We start from the raw sequence: 17,199 nt of genomic DNA, 5'->3' as shown, positions 1-17,199 counted from the left end.
CCGGAAACGAACGGCGCGGTCCCGCGAAACAGCGCACCCCGATGCTTCCCGGCAATCAACAGTTCACGGGAGGACGATGTGAACGCAGGAGATACGGCCTGGGTGCTGGTGAGCGCGGCACTGGTCATGCTCATGACACCCGGCCTCGCCTTCTTCTACGGCGGCATGGTGCGGGCGAAGAGCGTGCTCAACATGCTGATGATGAGCTTTATCGCGCTGGCCGTGGTGACGGTGCTGTGGGTGCTCTACGGCTACAGCCTCGCCTTCGGCAACGACCTCGGTGGCGGTCTGCTCGGCGGCTTCGACTTCGCGGGCCTTAAAGGCGTCGTCGGCTCCCTCGTAGGCACCGCGCCGACCGACCCCGCCATCCCGTGGGCCGACGGCCACCAGATCCCGCACCTGGTCTTCGTCGTGTTCCAGCTGATGTTCGCCGTCATCACCGCCGCGCTCATCTCCGGTGCCATCGCCGACCGGGCCAAGTTCTGGGCGTGGACGCTGTTCATCGCGGTGTGGGTCACCCTCGTCTACTTCCCGGTCGCGCACTGGGTGTTCAACTTCGACGGCGCCACCGGGGTCGACTTCGTCGGCGGCTGGATCGCCACCAAGCTCGGCGCGCTCGACTTCGCGGGCGGCACCGCCGTGCACATCAACGCGGGCGCCGCGGGCCTCGCCCTGGCGATCGTGCTGGGCAAGCGCAAGGGCTGGCCGCGCGAACCGATGCGGCCGCACAACCTCCCGTTCGTCATCCTCGGCGCCGGGCTGCTCTGGTTCGGCTGGTACGGCTTCAACGCGGGCTCCGCGCTCGGCGCGAGCGACCTCGCAGGCGTCGCGTTCATCACGACCACCGCCGCCACCGCGGCCGCGGTCATCGGCTGGCTGCTGGTCGAGCAGTTCCGCGACGGCAAGCCCACCACCCTCGGCGCGGCCTCCGGCGCGGTGGCCGGTCTGGTCGCGATCACCCCGGCCTGCGGGTTCGTCAGCCCGCTCGGCGCGTTGGCGATCGGGCTCGTCGCGGGGGTGCTGTGCGCCCTGGCGGTCAGCCTCAAGTACCGCTTCGGCTTCGACGACTCACTCGACGTGGTCGGCGTTCACCTGGTCGGTGGGCTCGTCGGCACCCTGATGATCGGTCTGTTCGCCACCACCTCGGTGAACCCGGCGGGCAAGGACGGTCTGCTCTACGGTGGCGGCCTGGATCTGCTGGGCAAGCAGGCCATCGCCGCGATCGCGGTGCTCGGCTACTCGTTCGCGCTCACCCTGGTGATCGGCTTCCTGATCCAGAAGACCATCGGCTTCCGGGTCTCCGCCGAGGCCGAGCGCACCGGGATCGACGAGGCCGAGCACGCCGAGAGCGGCTACGAGTTCTCCAGCCTGCGCGGCGGCGGCTCCTCGCTCTCGAGGACCGCCGAGGTGCTGGCGGGCAAGGTCTCCGCAGGCGCGGGCAAGGAAGGCTGAGGACCATGAAGCTGGTCACCGCGATCATCAAGCCGTTCACCCTCGACGAGGTCAAGGCGGCGCTCGAGCAGATCGGCGTGCTGGGCATGACGGTCAGCGAGGTGCAGGGCTACGGCAGGCAGAAGGGCCACACCGAGGTCTACCGGGGCGCGGAGTACTCGGTCGACTTCGTGCCCAAGGTGCGCGTCGAGGTGCTCACCGACGACGCCACCGCCGACAAGGTCGTCGACGCGGTCGTCGAGGCCGCGCGCACCGGCAAGATCGGCGACGGGAAGGTCTGGGTCACCCCGGTGGAGACCGTGGTCCGGGTCCGCACCGGCGAACGCGGGACGGACGCGATCTAGCCGATGTCCGGGGACACCCCGACGACGGCGGCGGACCTGGTCCTGGCCCGCGACCGGCTCCTGCGAGCCGCCGCGGCGCCCAGGTCCGCCGCGGCCGGGCACCGGCTCACGCCTGCCGCGCTGCGCGAGGCGCTCGCCGACCTGCACGAGTTCTGGCTCACCGCGCACGCGGCGCACGCCGGGATCGGTGCCGGGGCGGGCGTCGCCCTGCTCGCCGTCGGCGGCCTCGGCAGGCGCGAGCTGGTGCCCTACGCTGACCTCGACCTGGTCCTGGTGCACGACGGGCGGTCCAAGGTGGACGGTCTCGCCGAGCGGCTGTGGTACCCGCTGTGGAACTCCGGGGTCGGCCTGGACCACTCGGTCCGCACCGTCGGCGAGGCGCTCGACGTCGCCGCCGCGGACCTGCGCACCGCGCTCGGCCTGCTCGACGCCCGGCACCTGGCAGGCGACGCGGAGGTCACCGCCCGGCTCGCCGCCGCGGCCAGGGACCGGTGGCGGGCGGGGGCGCGCAAGCGGCTCGGCGAGCTCATCGAGTCGGTGCGCAAGCGGTGGGTGCGCGCGGGCGAGGTGGCGCACTGGGTCGAACCGGACCTGAAGCACGGCCGCGGTGGTCTGCGGGATCTCGACATCCTGCGCGCGCTCGCCCTGGCCCAGCTCATAGATCGCCCCGGCGCCGAGGTCAACGCGGCGCACACACTGCTTCTAGACACCCGCACGGAGTTGCGCCGCATCGCGGGCCGCCCGCGTGACATCTTGCGACCACAAGACGGCGATGACGTTGCCGCCGCGCTTGGGCTGGTCGATCGTTTCGCGCTTGCCAGAGCTCTATCTGGAGCAGGCCGCACTATTGCTTACGCACTGGACGTTGCTCTTCGCTCTACCGGCGCTTCTGCACCACCCCGGCGAGTACTGGGTGTCTTGCGCCGCGCGCCTGACCGCCGCCCCTTGGACGAAGGCGTTGTATTGCACGGCACCGAGGTAGCGCTTGCCAGGGATGCCGACCCCGGTAAGGACCCCGGCTTGCTGCTGCGTGTTGCCGCTGCCTCTGGGCGCACCGGTCACCCCATCGCTCCCGCTGCCTTGGCGCGACTCGCCGAATCGGCACCGGAGCCGCGCGCGCCGTGGCCCGCTGAGGTCCGCCAGGACTTGGTGGCGTTGCTGGGTGCGGGGGAGGGGCTCGCCGACGTCGTCGAGGCCATGGACCGGGGCGGGCTGTGGGCGCGCCTGTTCCCCGAGTGGGGCGCCGTCCGCGACCTGCCACCGCGCGACGCCGCCCACGTGTGGACCGTCGACCGGCACCTGGTGCAGACCACCATCAACGCCGCCCGCCTGGTCACCTCGGTGCCGCGCCCCGACCTGCTCCTGCTCGGCGCGCTCCTGCACGACATCGGCAAGGGCCGCGACCAGGACCACTCGGTCGTCGGCGCCGCCCTCGCCGCCCAGGTCGGTCACCGGCTGGGGCTGCCGAAGGCCGATGTGGACACCCTCGCCGCGCTGGTCCGCCACCACCTGCTCCTGCCGCACACCGCCACCCGCCGCGACGTCGACGACGAGACCACCATCCACCGCGTCGTCGACACCCTCGGCGGCGACCCGGTCCTGCTGGACCTGCTGCGCGCCCTCGCCGAGGCCGACTCGCTGGCCACCGGCCCGGGGGTGTGGACCGAGTGGAAGGCCCGCCTCCTCGACGACCTGGTCGCCCACTGCCGCACCGCCATGGCGGGCGGCACCCTCCCCGAACCCGTCGGCCTCGACCCGGCCCAGCGCGCCCTCGCCGAATCCGTGGCCACCACCGGCAAACCCGACGTCCTCGTCGAACCCACCCCGGGCCGCGCGGCCACCACCATCACCCTCGCCACCCCCGACCGCCCCGGCGTCCTCTCCCGCGCGGCGGGCGTCCTGGCCCTCAACTCCCTGGAAGTCCACGCCGCCACCGTCGCCACCCACGCCACCACCGCCGTCGGCGTCTTCGCGGTGACCCCCCGCTTCGGCTCCCTGCCCGACCCCGCCCTCTTGCGCGAACAGTTCACCCGGGCCCTCTCCGGCTCCCTGGCCCTGGCCACCCACCTGGCCGCCAAAGAACGCGACTACGCCACCCGCGCCAGCGACGCTCCCGAGCCCAAAGTCCTCTGGTTCGACCACGAAGCCCCCGACCCCCACGCGGTGGTCCTCGAACTCCGAGCCCCCAACCGAATAGGCCTCCTCCACAGCGTCGCCACAGCCCTGGAGTCAGCGGGCGTCAACGTCCAGTGGTCCCGAGCCACCACCCTCGGCCCCTCCGCCGTCGACGCCTTCGGCTTCACCCCACCCCCCATCCCCGACTGGCGAGCCCGCATAACCCACCAGGTCCTGGCCGCCGCCCGAGGTTGAGTAGTCCTACCCACCCCCACCCAAGTGCCCTCACACTGTGCCCCCACCCCCCACCCGACAAGACTTCCCCTCGTCACGCCGAGCACCACGGGCCGGGATCTGTCGGGGAGGACACTCCCGCCCCCTTCCCTCGCCGCGACAACTCCCCGGGAGGGGCCCGCCGAGGGGTCGGGCCCCACTCCCGGGGTTTCGCCTTTCCAGCTTGGCCCGCCATTCACTGCAGGAACCCCCACCCCCACCCCCACCCCGGCGCCGGGTCCGGCCCCACCCACCCGATCGCCCCCTGGACACTCGAACCGTCGGTGCCCAAACCAGTCCACCGAGCCAGCCCGGCCAACCCGCCCCTTGGACCCTCGGACCCAGCGGCGCCAACCCAGCCCCCGTCAGGACCGCCCCAGCCCGCCTGCTCAGCGCCCGGACACTGGTACCGCCGGTGTCAACTCAGCTGCCGTTAGGTCCGCTCCAGCCCGCCTGCCCAGCCACTGGCTACTAGGACCCGATGGCGCCAACTCAGTGCCCGTCAGTTCCGCCCCCACCACCTGCTCAGCCACTGGCTACTAGGACCCGACGGTGCCAACTCAGCCGCCGTCAGGTCCGGCCCAGCCCGCCTGCTCAGCGCCTGGACAGTCGGACCTTGCGGTGCCATCCCAGCCCGCCCTCGTCTGTCCTGCCAACCCAGCACCTGGACAGTCGGAGTCGCTGGTGCCAAGTGCTCGATGGGGCGGACTTGTTTTGCGTGGGGGGACAACACCCGTAGCGTTTCCGCGCGGCAGGGCCTGCTTTTGGGCCCCTGCTTTGCGGTTCTGCGTCGGGTGTTGTAGGGGCCCCGCGCAAAATAAGTTCGCCCCATCGAGCTTGTCGCATTGTCGCGTTTCCCGCCGATGTTGCCGCCAGGCGACGAGGCGTCTCCCGGAGCCGAAGGCGGAGGCCCGAATCCCTTGCCCCGCACTCCCAGCAACGGCCTACGTCAAGATCAACCTGATCGAAAGCCCCCAAATACACAGCCTACCGCCGCACACCGACACAACGGGAGCAGCGAACAACGCCCTGTGGACAAGCGAACCCGTTGTGGACAACCACCCGCCACAACCACCCCCAAAAGATCAACTAATCCAAGAGCCCCCGATATACAGCCTACCGAGAACACCCGACAACCCGGCAGCAGCGACCAGCACCCTGTGGACAAGCAAACCCGTTGTGGACAACCACATGAATAACCACGTGAACAACCACCAATAGCCCCATCCCCCAAACCCCACACGACCGCGAAACCCCTCAACCGACACCCCACACGACCCCTCCCAGCCGCACACCCCCAGCACGCCAGCACCCCCACCCCACGTCCGACCGCACCCCGTCCACACCCCGTCCACTGGCCAGAACCGAGACGTCCAGGCGCGCACCCGTCGTGGCCGACTACCCTCGACCCCAGAGCCTCCCCCGCCCCCACCGGGCGAGGGACCCGATCCGACCCGCAACGCTGGAGTGCCGCACCCGTGTTCGACACCCTCTCCGACCGGCTCACCTCGGTCCTGCAGAACCTGCGGGGCAAGGGGCGGCTGAGCGAAACCGACATCGACACCACCGCGCGCGAGATCCGCATCGCGCTGCTGGAGGCCGACGTCGCGCTGCCCGTGGTGCGCGCCTTCATCGCCAAGGTCAAGGAGCGGGCCAAGGGGGCGGAGGTCTCCGCGGCGCTGAACCCGGCCCAGCAGGTCGTCAAGATCGTCAACGACGAGCTGGTCGCCATCCTCGGCGGGGAGACCCGGCGGCTGAACCTGGCCAAGACGCCGCCGACGGTGATCATGCTCGCCGGGTTGCAGGGTGCCGGTAAGACGACGCTGGCTGGCAAGCTCGCGCGCCACCTCAAGACCCAGGGCCACGCGCCGCTGCTGGTGGCCTGCGACCTGCAGCGCCCCAACGCGGTCACCCAGCTGCAGGTCGTCGCCGAGCGCGCCGGGGTCGCGGTGTTCGCGCCCGAGCCGGGCAACGGCGTCGGCGACCCGGTCGACGTCGCCCGCCGCGGCATCGACGAGGCGCGCCGCAGCCAGCACGACATCGTCGTCGTCGACACCGCGGGTCGGCTCGGCGTCGACGAGGAGCTGATGCGGCAGGCGGCCGACATCAAGGCCGCCGTGGCCGCCGACGAGGTGCTCTTCGTTGTCGACGCCATGATCGGTCAGGACGCGGTCACCACGGCCGAGGCCTTCCGCGACGGGGTCGGCTTCACCGGCGTGGTGCTGACCAAGCTCGACGGCGACGCCCGCGGTGGTGCCGCGCTCTCGGTCCGCGAGGTCACCGGCGTCCCGATCATGTTCGCCTCCAACGGCGAGAAGCTCGAGGACTTCGACGCCTTCCACCCGGACCGGATGGCCTCGCGGATCCTGGGCATGGGCGACGTGCTCACCCTCATCGAGCAGGCCGAGCAGCACTTCGACCAGGAGCAGGCCGAGAAGGCCGCCGCCAAGATCGGCACCGGCGAGCTGACCCTGGAGGACTTCCTCGAGCAGATGCTCGCCGTGCGCAAGATGGGCCCGATCGCCAACCTGCTCGGCATGCTGCCCGGCGCGGGCCAGATGAAGGACGCGCTGGCCCAGGTCGACGAGAAGCACATCGACCGGCTGCAGGCGATCATCCGCGGCATGACCCCGGCCGAGCGCCAGGACCCGAAGATGATCAACGCCTCGCGCAGGCTGCGCATCGCCAACGGCTCCGGCGTGCAGGTGCGCGACGTCAACGACCTGGTCAACCGGTTCTTCGAGGCCAAGAAGGTCATGCAGCAGATGGCGGGCCGCTTCGGCATGCCGGGCGCCCGGGCCAACCAGCGCAAGCAGAAGGGCAAGAAGGGGAAGAAGGGCAAGGGGCCGACGCCGCCGCAGAAGCGCGCGGCCCTGCCCGGCGGCTTCCCGGACCTGTCCGGCATGCCCCCCGGCCTCAACCAGCTCCCGCCCGGCCTCGGTGGCCTCGACGGGCTCCCCCCTGGCTTCGACCCCTCGCGGCTGAAGTTCCCCAAGAAGCCGTGACCGCGCTGCACCTGCGCGGGGTCGTGCTCCCCGGCGACGACGAACGCGACCTGTGGATCGTCAACGGTCGCGTGCGCACCAAGCCGGTCCCGGGAGCGGAAACGGTCGTCGACGGGGGCTACCTGCTCCCCGGTTTCGTCGACGCCCACTGCCACATCGGCATCGGCCCCCAAGGGCCGGTCGACCTGGACACCGCCGCCGAGCAAGCCGTGGCAGACCGCGACGCGGGTGCGCTGCTACTGCGCGACTGCGGTTCGCCTACCGACACCACGCCCTTGCAGGAGCGGTTGGACCTGCCGAGGATCGTGCGCGCCGGTAGGCATATCGCCCGCCCTAAGCGCTACATCCCGCACTTGGGCGTCGACGTCGGTGACCCGGAGCAGCTGCCCGCCGCAGTGGCCGAGCAGGCCGCCAATGGCGACGGCTGGGTGAAGCTCGTCGGTGACTGGATCGACCGCGACCGAGGTGACCTCGCCCCGCTGTGGCCAGATGAGGTGCTGGCGGAAGCGATCGCCGTTGCCCACGCCGCCGGTGCCCGGGTCACCGCGCACGTTTTCGGCGAGGAAGCCCTACCTGGCCTGATCAACGCGGGCATCGACTGCATTGAGCACGGCACCGGTCTCTCGACCGACGTCATAGCCGAAATGGCCCGGCGGGGCACGGCTCTTGTACCCACCCTCATCAACATCGAGAACTTCCCCGGAATCGCGGCAAAGGCGACTAAGTACCCCGCCTACGCCAGCCACATGGTCGACCTACACGCTCGCGCGGGCTCTATGGTCGCCGAGGCAATCGAGGCCGGTGTGCCTGTCTACGCGGGCACGGACGCGGGCGGCGGCATCGCCCACGGACGCATCGTCGACGAGATCATCGCCCTTCACCGGGCTGGCATGTCCACCGAGAACGCCATCGCGGCGGGTTCGTGGGGCGCCCGCGCGTGGCTGGGGTGGTCTGCTCTGGAAGAGGGGTCCGCGGCCGACGTGCTCGCCTTCGACGACGACCCGCGCAAGGATCTGGAAGTGCTGCGCGGCCCGAAGAGGATCATTCTGAGAGGCAGGATCGTCGGGTGATCCGGCCGGGCGGCCCGGACCACCCCGGTTAGTCTCTGCGCACCGCAGGAATCGGACGGATGACGGGGGAAAGCGCGATGGCACCACCTCCGCCCGGTGAGCCAACCGCCGCGCCCGCGGCGGAAGTCCCACCTGTGCCCGCTACCGCGCCCGCGCGCGACCACAAATGGGGATTCGGCGCGTTCCTGCTCGTATTCGCCATCTTCGTCATGTCCGCCGTGGTCATCAACGCGGTGATCGGCCTCGCCGGGCCGGACTCCACGGACTCGGTTGCGGTGATCCTGGTCGGCACCATGGTCCCCACCGCGCTGGCCACCCTCGCCACCCTGGTCGTCACCTGGGTGCGCGGCAACGGCCCCAAGATCGACCTCAGGCTCTCCTACAACCGCGAGGACCTGCGCGCGGGGCTGAAGTTCGGCCTGATCGGCCTGGTGTGCACCACCGCGGCGGCGGCGATCTGGACCAGGGTCGTCGGCGAGGACGACGCCACCTCCTCGCTGGGCAGGCTGGTGGACAACCAGACCATGCCGGTGGCCGCGGCGATCGCGCTGTTCCTCTACGTCTGGCTGGTCGGCCCGCTGCTCGAGGAGATCATCTACCGCGGTCTGCTCTGGGGCGCGCTCGAGCGGCTGCAGTGGGGCCGCTGGGCGGTCTTCGCGCTGACCACCGCCATCTTCGCGGTCAGCCACCTCGAACCGCTGCGCACCTCGCTGCTGCTGGTCATCGGCATCCCGATCGGCCTCGCCCGGCTGTACACCGGGCGGCTGGGCGCCAGCGTCGTGGCGCACCAGGTCAACAACTTCACCCCCGCGCTCGCCGTCCTGCTCATCAGCCTCGGCGTGATGCACTCATGAGCGCGCTCGACCTCAACAGCGACCTCGGCGAGGGCTTCGGCGTCTGGCGGCTCGGCGACGACGACGCGCTCCTCAACGTCGTCACCTCGGCCAACGTCGCCTGCGGCTTCCACGCGGGCGACGCCCCCACCATGCGCTCGGTCTGCGTCGCAGCGGCCGCCAGGGGAGTGGCTGTGGGCGCCCAGGTGTCCTATCGCGACCTCGCCGGGTTCGGCCGCCGCTTCATTGACGTCGAACCCGCCAGGCTCGCCGACGAGGTCCTCTATCAGATCGGCGCGCTAGAGGCTTTCGCGAGAGCCGCTGGTACCCGGGTCTCTTATGTGAAACCGCACGGCGCGCTCTATAACGCCACCGTGCACCACGACGCTCAGGCCCAGGCAGTCGTGGACGGGGTTCGCGCATTCGGTGATCTACCCATCCTTGGCCTACCGGGATCGTGCCTGCTCGCCGCAGCGGGCTCAGCGGGCGTCGAAGAAGCCTTCGCCGACCGCGGCTACACCCCCGAAGGGACCCTTGTCCCGCGCGGAAGCCCTGAGGCGTTGCTCACCGATACCGCTGCCGTCGTCGCGCGCGCCGTCCGCCTCGCTCAAACAGGGGAGATAGTCGCTGTCGACGGCACGGTGTTGGCCCTGCCCGCGCGGTCGTTGTGCCTGCACGGCGACACCCCGGGAGCCGTCCACCACGCCCGCGCCGTCCGCTCGGCCTTGGCAGAAGCGGGCGTCACCCTCACCCCGTTCGCGGCATAGACCCCCGCGAGTTCTCCTCCCGGGACCGCGTCTGGCAGAATTGGCGGCTGTCCGTCGTGGCCGGACCCTCTCACCGTGCCGTGACACCCGAAACCTTCGGGCGCGGTCCCGACCCCACACGGGACCGCCGCGCCCGGCACCGCATGTCGAGAGCTTTGAGGAGCACCCCTACCCGTGGCTGTCAAGATCAAGCTGCAGCGCCTCGGAAAGATCCGCGCGCCGTACTACCGCATCATCGTCGCCGACGCCCGCACCCGCCGCGACGGCAAGGCGATCGAGACGATCGGTCGCTACAGCCCCAAGGAGGAGCCGAGCCTCATCGAGGTCGACTCCGAGCGGGCGCAGTACTGGCTGGGTGTCGGCGCCACGCCGACCGACCCGGTGAAGCACCTGTTCGAGATCACCGGTGACTGGCAGAAGTTCAAGGGCCTGCCGGGCACCGAGGGCACGCTGCGGGTCAAGGAGCCCAAGGTGAGCAAGCAGGAGCTGTTCGAGGCCGCGCTCAAGGCCGCTGGCGACGAGCCCGGCACCGAGGCGACGACCCCGAAGAAGAAGTCCGCGCCGCGCAAGGTCGAGGACACCCCCGCCGAGGCGGAGGCCACGGCCGAGTGAGTGCCCTCGCGGACGCCCTCGAACACCTCGTGCGCGGCATCGTGGACAACCCCGATGACGTGCAGGTCGAACTCGTCACCACCCGGCGCGGCCGCACCCTCGAGGTGCACGTCAACCCGGAGGACCTCGGCAAGGTGATCGGCCGGGGCGGCCGCACCGCGACCGCGCTGCGGACCGTGATGGCCGGGGTCGGCGGTCGCGGTATCCGGGTGGACGTGGTCGACACCGACCACTGATCGGGTCGAGCTCATGGACAAGCCAGACCTGGTCGCCGTCGGCCGGGTGGCCAAGGCGCACGGCATCCACGGCGAACTCGCCGTGGACGTGCGCACGGACACCCCGCAGTTGCGGTTCGCACTGGAGGCGACCGTGACCGCGCGCCTGCGCGACGGTTCGCACCGCCCGCTGACGATCTCAGCCGCCCGGCAGCACGCCGGGCGGCTGCTCGTCCGCTTCACCGAGGTCCCCGACCGCACCGCCGCCGAGGCGCTGCGCGGGGCCCTCCTGCTCGCCGACACCGCGGACCTCCCGCCCATCGACGACCCGGACGAGTTCTACGACCACGAGCTGGCGGGCCTGTCCGCCGAGTTGGTCGACGGGACTCGGGTCGGCACGGTTCGCGAGATCACCCACGGTCCCGGCAGCGACCTGCTGGTCATCGACCGCGACGGGACCGACGTCCTGGTCCCGTTCGTGCGCGAGATCGTCCCCGTGGTCGACGTGCGCGGCGGCCGGGTCGTGCTGGACCCGCCGGAGGGCCTGATCGACCCGGACGACGCCGTGGAAGCGAAAGGCGCGACCGACTAGTGCGCGTCGACGTCGTCACGATCTTCCCCGAGTACCTGGAGCCGCTGCGCGGCGCGCTGCTCGGGCGCGCCATCGAGCGCGGCCTGCTCACCCTCGGCGTGCACGACCTGCGCCGGTGGACCTACGACGTGCACAAGGCCGTCGACGACAGCCCGTACGGCGGTGGCCCCGGCATGGTCATGAAGCCGCAGGTGTGGGGTGAGGCGCTCGACGAGGTCTGCGCCGGTCCGCCGCCGCGGCTGGTCGTGCCCACCCCGGCCGGGCGGCCGTTCACCCAGGCCCTGGCGCACGAGTACGCCGCCGAGGAGCACCTGGTGTTCGCCTGCGGCCGCTACGAGGGCATCGACCAGCGGGTCGTCGACGACGCCGCGACCAGGATGCCGGTCGACGAGGTGTCCATCGGCGACTACGTGCTCGTCGGCGGCGAGGTCGCGGTCATGGTGATCGTCGAGGCCGTGGCCCGGCTGCTGCCCGGGGTGCTGGGCAACCCGGTCTCGGCCCAGCAGGACTCCTTCTCCGACGGCCTGCTCGAGGGCCCCAGCTACACCCGGCCCGAGGTGTGGCGGGAGCGGCCGGTGCCCGACGTGCTGCGCTCGGGCAACCACGCCGCGATCGCCCGCTGGCGGCGCGACCGGTCGCTGGAGCGGACCTTCGCCCGCAGGCCGGACCTGCTGGCCGCGCTCCCCCCGGGTGGCCTGGACAAACACGATCGAGCTATGTTGGACACCCTGCGCGCGGGGGCCGATTTCGGGTCCGCCGACCCGGTCTGACATACTTTCCGGGTTGTCGCGCCTCCGGCGCGGCCCACCAGCCCACCCGAGCCAGGCAGTTCGGCACGACGCCGCCCCTGGCCGGGATGTACGAGCATCGTGACGAAGACGAGGACGGACTACCGATGAACACCCTGGATGCCCTGGACGCCAAGTCGCTGCGTTCCGACATCCCGGACTTCCGCCCGGGTGACACGCTGAAGGTCCACGTTCGCGTCATCGAGGGTTCTCGCTCGCGCGTCCAGGTGTTCCAGGGCGTGGTGATCCGCCGCCAGGGCGGCGGGATCCGCGAGACCTTCACCGTCCGCAAGGTCTCCTTCGGTGTCGGGGTCGAGCGCACCTTCCCGGTGCACACCCCCAACATCGCCGAGATCGAGGTCGCCCGCCGCGGTGACGTCCGCCGGGCGAAGCTGTACTACCTGCGCGAGCTGCGCGGCAAGGCCGCCAAGATCAAGGAGAAGCGGGAGCCGCAGACCGCTTCCTGACGCGGCCAGCACACCCGCTCACGTACGCTCAAGTGCGTGGTCGACCGCCCTCCTCACCGTGTGCCACCGGACGCCGTGGCAGAGTCGGAGCACTCCCGTCGGGAGGCGGTCGACCGTACCCGCGATCAAGAGCGCGCGGCCGGTGCTGACCAGGGCGTCAAGCACACGGAGCCGATCAAGCGCGACGTGAACGGGCACCGGGTCAACGGGGCCAAGGTCAACGGCGCCCCGGTCGGCCCCGCCAAGGGCGGTCCAGCTCAGGTCGGTCCTGCCCAGGTCAACGGGGCGCAGACCGGTGCCGCGGCCAACGGGACCCCGGTCAACGGCGCGCGGGTGAACGGCAAGCCGCTGCCCGCGCGCGAGGCCCGCACCGAGCCGATCCGGCGCAAGCCGCCGGCCCCCGAGGTGCCCGGCCTGCCCGAGGTGGCGCCCGCCGACCCCGAGTTCTGGTTTGGCGCGCCGCTGCCCGAGGAGCAGTCCGCCGAGTGGTTCCCTGCCGCCGCCGTGCAGTCGGCCGCCGAGCGCAAGCGGCCCGAGCCCGACGGGTACACCCGTCCGGGCGGCGCCCCCGCACCACCCCCCGTTGGTGATGTGGCGCAGGTCACCGGCGCGCATCATTCGAAGATGGTGCCGACCGACGACGACACCGACGAGACGATCCCGGTGTCGCGGACGACGTACTCGCCCGCGCGGGTGGACCCGCCGCCGACCCGCCTCCCCGGTGGATCCCGGACCGACCTGCCAGTGGTCGGTCCGCAGCGCCGACCCGACACCCCGTCGCGGTCAGACCTCCCCCCGCTCGGTCCTATCGCCCTCCCGGCTGGTCAGCGCTCCCGGCAGGACCTTCCCGTTGCGGGGCCGCCTTCCCGTTCGGACCTCCCCGCCGCTGTTGGGCCTGCCGCTCCACCTGGACCTGCTGCTCCGTCGGACACGCCGTCTCGCAATGACCTGCCCGCTGTCGGTCCGGATCGCGCCCAGCCGTCGGTACAGCTATCGGAGCTCATCGAGCCCGCGGACTGGGAGGTCGCGGAAGCGGAAGAGGCTGCGAAGGCCAAGCCGCCCGCAGACGTTCAAGACGTCGATCTCACCGCTCTTATCCCGCGAGTGCGGTCACGCGCGCAAGAGATCCCCACCTCGACCTCCAAGCGTAGGCGCGCTAAGACAGTCGAAGATGAACGCCCCAAGGGCGGTAGGCACCGTCGGCCGCCCCGCAGGCAGCCGTTGTGGCGCGAGATCCTCACCTTGATCGGCGTCGCGCTGCTGCTGACGTTCCTCATCCAGCACTTCATCGGCCGCGTTTACTCGATCCCCTCGGGTTCGATGGAGCAGACGCTGCACGGTTGCCCGGGGTGCAGCGGTGACCGGGTCTTCGTCGACAAGGTCGTCTACATGTTCCGCGACCCGACGCCCGGTGACGTCGTCGTGTTCAAGGGCCCCAACACCTGGACCGAGCACGACGTCGCCGCCAACGAGAGCGGCAACCCGTTCACCCGCGCGCTGCGGTACGCGGGGTCGTTCATCGGCATCGCGCCGCCCGACGAGCGCGACTTCGTGAAGCGGGTCATCGCCGTCGGCGGGCAGACCGTCGAGTGCTGCGACGAGCAGAACCGCGTTCTGGTGGACGGGAAACCGCTCGACGAGCCCTACATCTACTGGGAGGGCGGCAACCCCAACTCGCAGAAGGAGTTCGCCCGGGTTACCGTGCCCGAGGGCACACTGTGGGTGATGGGCGACAACCGGAACAACTCCAGCGACTCCCGCTTCCAGGGTGGTGGCGGTGTACGCGGAGTGGTCCCGCTGGGCAAGGTCATCGGCAAGGCCCGCTACATCGTGCTCCCGCCGTCGCGCTGGCGCGGGGTCGGCGACCACAACCCGCAGGCGGGTCCGGGGTTGTCCGCGGCGGGGTGGCAGCAGGGGGTTCCGCTCGGGGTCGGTCTGGCCGCGGCCTGGCCGTTGCTGTGGCTCTCGCGCCGCGTGAAGTACGCACTCACACCCAGGAAGGCTGAATAGCTTGTCGGACGCACACGGTGTCGTGCCAGGGGATGGACGCGGCACCGAGGATCTCGACGTCATCGAACCGGACACCACAGCCGAATCCGGCCCAGCGCGGTCGACACCGGACACCGGCCCGGACGGGGAGCACCGGTCGGACGACGCGGACGACGCAGGCGGGGCCGACGGGACCGACGGGGCGGCGGCGGGTGAGTCCGCCAAGGCCGAGAAGAAGAAGCGCCCGTTCTGGGTGGAACTGCCGATCCTGATCGGCGTCGCGCTGGTGCTGACGATCATCATCCAGTCGTTCATCGCGCGGGTGTTCGTGATCCCGTCGGAGTCGATGGAGCAGACCCTGCACGGCTGCAACGGCTGCTCGGGCGACCGGATCCTGGTCGACCGGGTTGTGTACTACTTCCGCGATCCCGAGCCCGGTGACGTCGTGGTGTTCGAGCGGCCGGACACCTGGGACGCCGACGGCCCGGTCACCCGGTCGGACAACGCGGTCGTGGCCTGGCTGCAGGACTTCGGCTCGCAGTTCGGCCTGGCCGAGCCGAGCAACGAGGACGTGGTCAAGCGGGTCATCGCCGTCGCCGGGCAGACCGTGGAGTGCTGCGACGAGCAACAGCGCGTCCTGGTCGACGGCAAGCCGCTCGACGAGCCCTACATCAACCGCACCTTCGGGCCCGACGAGGACCAGCGGAAGATCGAGAAGATCACCATCGCCCCGGGGATGTTGTGGGTGATGGGCGACAACCGGAACTTCTCCGCGGACTCGCGCATCCAGGGTGGCGGTAAGGCCAACGGGTTCGTGCCCGTCGACAACGTCATTGGCAAGGCGCGCTACATCATCCTGCCGCCATCGCGGTGGCGGGGAGTGGGCGACCACAACCCGCAAGCTCAATCGTTGTCGGTTCCGGCGTGGCAGGTAGGACTACCGGCGGGTGTTGGCATTGCCGCCGCGTGGCCGACCTTGTGGCTCGGTAGGCGACTACGCGGGGTGCTGGTGCGCGGTTCCCGTAAGCGCGCCGGATAGGCTGCCTCGGTGTCCGAAGGATCTTCCACACCCGATGATGACGAGACCCCTGAGGACAAGAGTTCGGGGGCTGCGAAACCCAAGCGACAGCGTAAGAAGCGGCCGTTCTGGATAGAACTGCCGATCCTGCTCGTAGTCGCGTTGGTGCTGACGATCATCATCCAGTCGTTCATCGCGCGGGTGTTTGTGATCCCGTCGGAGTCGATGGAGCAGACCCTGCACGGCTGTCCGGGCTGCTACGGCGACCGCGTCGTTGTCGACAAACTCGTCTACACGTTCGGCGATCCCGAGCCCGGTGAGGTCGTCGTGTTCAGCAGGCCCGACACGTGGAACCGGTCGGAGAGCATCGCGCCCCGCTCGGACAACGGGTTCGTCCGGTGGATGCAAGGGGTCGGCGCGAAGTTCGGCTTCGCCGCGCCTGACGAAGACGACGTGGTGAAGCGGATCGTCGCCGTTGGCGGGCAGACCGTGGAGTGCTGCGACGACGACAACCGCGTGCTGGTGGACGGCAAACCGCTCGACGAGCCCTACATCTACTTGGATCCAGAGCGCAACCAGCAGCAAGACGAGTTCAAGGCCGTGTCGGTGCCCCCGGGCAAGCTGTTCGTCATGGGGGACAACCGCAACAACTCCGCCGACTCCCGGGTTCAGGGTGGGGGTGGTCAGAACGGGCTGGTGCCGGTGGACAATGTCATCGGCAAGGTGCGCGCGATCATCCTGCCGCCGTCGCGGTGGCAAGGCGTGGGCGACCACAACCCGCAGGCTTTGTCGGCTCCCGCATGGCAGGCAGCCCTACCGGCGGGAGTTGGCCTTGCCGCGGCGTGGCCGACGTTGTGGCTGCTCAGGCGGTCGCGCGAGCTGTTGCCGATACGGAGGGGGAAGCGGTGACGGAGGTGCTGGAGCAGGTGCTGCGGCCACCCCGCGCGGTGTTGCGGCGCGACACCGGCACCTGGGGTTTACAGACCGCACTGCACCGGCGTGGACTCGGACCCGTCGCGGGCGTGGATGAGGCAGGCAGGGGTGCTTGTGCCGGACCGCTGGTCATCGCCTCGTGCGTATTGCGCCCCGGTGACGCTGCCCGCCTCGACGGGCTCACCGACTCCAAGCTGATGACCCCCGCCGCCCGCGACCGGATGTTCGACCTGGTCCGCGCCCGCGCTGTCGACTACGCGGTGGTGGTCGTGCCCACCGCGGAGGTCGACCTCACCGGCGTGCACTTCGCCAACATCGAGGGCATGCGGCGCGCGGTGGCCCAGCTGACCACCCACCCGGGGTACGTGCTGGTCGACGGCTTCCGGGTGCCCGGCCTGACCGCGCCGAGCATGCCGGTGCTCAAGGGCGACCAGGCGGCAGCCTGCGTCGCGGCGGCGTCCGTGCTGGCCAAGGTCACCCGGGACCGGATCATGACCGGGCTGCACGAGCGGTTGCCGGAGTACCGGTTCGACGTGCACAAGGGGTACTGCACGGGGCTGCACACGCGCGCGCTGCGCGAGCACGGCCCCAGCCACGAACACCGTTGGTCCTACGCCAACGTCGCCGCCGCGGGCGTCGCCCACGGGATGCGCGCGCCACATCGGGTGGCGCTGAGTGTGGCGGCGACCGCCGTGGTCCAGAATGGTGGACCCCCGCAGTAGCGGG

General features: G+C 70.7%; 16 protein-coding genes. All 16 read left to right on the top strand.

Annotated features, from left to right (window positions below):
* Positions 1-78 precede the first annotated feature (78 nt).
* The 16 genes from LV75_RS31490 (at position 79) to LV75_RS31415 (ending at position 17,195) form a co-directional block, all read left to right on the top strand.
* On the top strand, positions 79-1,452 hold the full coding sequence (locus LV75_RS31490; protein ID WP_308211078.1) for an ammonium transporter: 1,374 nt from the start codon (positions 79-81) through the stop codon (positions 1,450-1,452).
* Between the two features lie 5 nt (positions 1,453-1,457).
* Positions 1,458-1,796, top strand: a complete 339-nt coding sequence (locus LV75_RS31485; RefSeq protein WP_253890996.1) for a P-II family nitrogen regulator — start codon at positions 1,458-1,460, stop codon at positions 1,794-1,796.
* A gap of 3 nt (positions 1,797-1,799) precedes the next feature.
* Positions 1,800-4,166, top strand: coding sequence for a [protein-PII] uridylyltransferase (locus LV75_RS31480; protein ID WP_253890995.1), 2,367 nt, complete (start codon positions 1,800-1,802; stop codon positions 4,164-4,166).
* 1,496 nt (positions 4,167-5,662) lie between these two features.
* Complete coding sequence (gene ffh / locus LV75_RS31475; protein ID WP_253890994.1) at positions 5,663-7,189, top strand: signal recognition particle protein; 1,527 nt, start codon at positions 5,663-5,665, stop codon at positions 7,187-7,189.
* Positions 7,186-8,259 carry an amidohydrolase family protein gene (locus tag LV75_RS31470; protein ID WP_253890993.1) on the top strand — a complete coding sequence of 358 codons (1,074 nt, stop codon included), beginning with the start codon at positions 7,186-7,188 and terminating at the stop codon, positions 8,257-8,259. Before ffh ends, LV75_RS31470 begins: the two co-directional genes overlap by 4 nt.
* Positions 8,260-8,336: 77 nt before the next feature.
* Complete coding sequence (locus LV75_RS31465) at positions 8,337-9,113, top strand: CPBP family intramembrane glutamic endopeptidase (protein ID WP_253890992.1); 777 nt, start codon at positions 8,337-8,339, stop codon at positions 9,111-9,113.
* Positions 9,110-9,859 carry a LamB/YcsF family protein gene (locus tag LV75_RS31460; protein WP_253890991.1) on the top strand — a complete coding sequence of 250 codons (750 nt, stop codon included), beginning with the start codon at positions 9,110-9,112 and terminating at the stop codon, positions 9,857-9,859. The genes LV75_RS31465 and LV75_RS31460 overlap by 4 nt, the downstream gene beginning before the upstream one ends.
* Positions 9,860-10,033: 174 nt before the next feature.
* Complete coding sequence (gene rpsP / locus LV75_RS31455; RefSeq protein WP_253890990.1) at positions 10,034-10,471, top strand: 30S ribosomal protein S16; 438 nt, start codon at positions 10,034-10,036, stop codon at positions 10,469-10,471.
* Positions 10,468-10,707: an RNA-binding protein gene (locus LV75_RS31450; protein ID WP_092776549.1), complete on the top strand. Its 240-nt coding sequence runs from the start codon at positions 10,468-10,470 to the stop codon at positions 10,705-10,707. The genes rpsP and LV75_RS31450 overlap by 4 nt, the downstream gene beginning before the upstream one ends.
* A 13-nt stretch (positions 10,708-10,720) precedes the next feature.
* On the top strand, positions 10,721-11,278 hold the full coding sequence (gene rimM, locus LV75_RS31445; protein WP_253890989.1) for a ribosome maturation factor RimM: 558 nt from the start codon (positions 10,721-10,723) through the stop codon (positions 11,276-11,278).
* On the top strand, positions 11,278-12,048 hold the full coding sequence (gene trmD / locus LV75_RS31440) for a tRNA (guanosine(37)-N1)-methyltransferase TrmD (protein ID WP_253890988.1): 771 nt from the start codon (positions 11,278-11,280) through the stop codon (positions 12,046-12,048). The genes rimM and trmD overlap by 1 nt, the downstream gene beginning before the upstream one ends.
* 125 nt (positions 12,049-12,173) lie before the next feature.
* Positions 12,174-12,533: a 50S ribosomal protein L19 gene (gene rplS / locus LV75_RS31435; RefSeq protein WP_018682038.1), complete on the top strand. Its 360-nt coding sequence runs from the start codon at positions 12,174-12,176 to the stop codon at positions 12,531-12,533.
* A gap of 1,095 nt (positions 12,534-13,628) precedes the next feature.
* Positions 13,629-14,543, top strand: coding sequence for a signal peptidase I (gene lepB / locus LV75_RS31430; RefSeq protein ID WP_372504272.1), 915 nt, complete (start codon positions 13,629-13,631; stop codon positions 14,541-14,543).
* A gap of 61 nt (positions 14,544-14,604) precedes the next feature.
* Positions 14,605-15,561, top strand: coding sequence for a signal peptidase I (gene lepB, locus LV75_RS31425; protein WP_372504270.1), 957 nt, complete (start codon positions 14,605-14,607; stop codon positions 15,559-15,561).
* Positions 15,562-15,570: 9 nt separating this feature from the next.
* Complete coding sequence (lepB, locus tag LV75_RS31420; protein WP_253890986.1) at positions 15,571-16,449, top strand: signal peptidase I; 879 nt, start codon at positions 15,571-15,573, stop codon at positions 16,447-16,449.
* Positions 16,446-17,195 (top strand): ribonuclease HII, encoded by a 750-nt coding sequence (locus tag LV75_RS31415; protein ID WP_372504268.1) that lies wholly within the window; start codon positions 16,446-16,448, stop codon positions 17,193-17,195. Before lepB (LV75_RS31420) ends, LV75_RS31415 begins: the two co-directional genes overlap by 4 nt.
* Positions 17,196-17,199 lie beyond the last annotated feature (4 nt).

The sequence above is a fragment of the Actinokineospora diospyrosa genome (assembly GCF_024171925.1).
Taxonomy (GTDB): domain Bacteria; phylum Actinomycetota; class Actinomycetes; order Mycobacteriales; family Pseudonocardiaceae; genus Actinokineospora; species Actinokineospora diospyrosa.
The sequence above is the reverse complement of the archived record's forward strand: the minus strand, read 5'-3'. Positions and strand labels throughout refer to the sequence as shown.

Coding starts and splice junctions, on each gene's coding strand:
- LV75_RS31485 (WP_253890996.1), top strand. CDS start 1,458: ATGAAGCTGGTCACCGCGATCATCAAGCCGTTCACCCTCGACGAGGTC.
- LV75_RS31480 (WP_253890995.1), top strand. CDS start 1,800: ATGTCCGGGGACACCCCGACGACGGCGGCGGACCTGGTCCTGGCCCGC.
- LV75_RS31465 (WP_253890992.1), top strand. CDS start 8,337: ATGGCACCACCTCCGCCCGGTGAGCCAACCGCCGCGCCCGCGGCGGAA.
- LV75_RS31460 (WP_253890991.1), top strand. CDS start 9,110: ATGAGCGCGCTCGACCTCAACAGCGACCTCGGCGAGGGCTTCGGCGTC.
- rimM (WP_253890989.1), top strand. CDS start 10,721: ATGGACAAGCCAGACCTGGTCGCCGTCGGCCGGGTGGCCAAGGCGCAC.
- rplS (WP_018682038.1), top strand. CDS start 12,174: ATGAACACCCTGGATGCCCTGGACGCCAAGTCGCTGCGTTCCGACATC.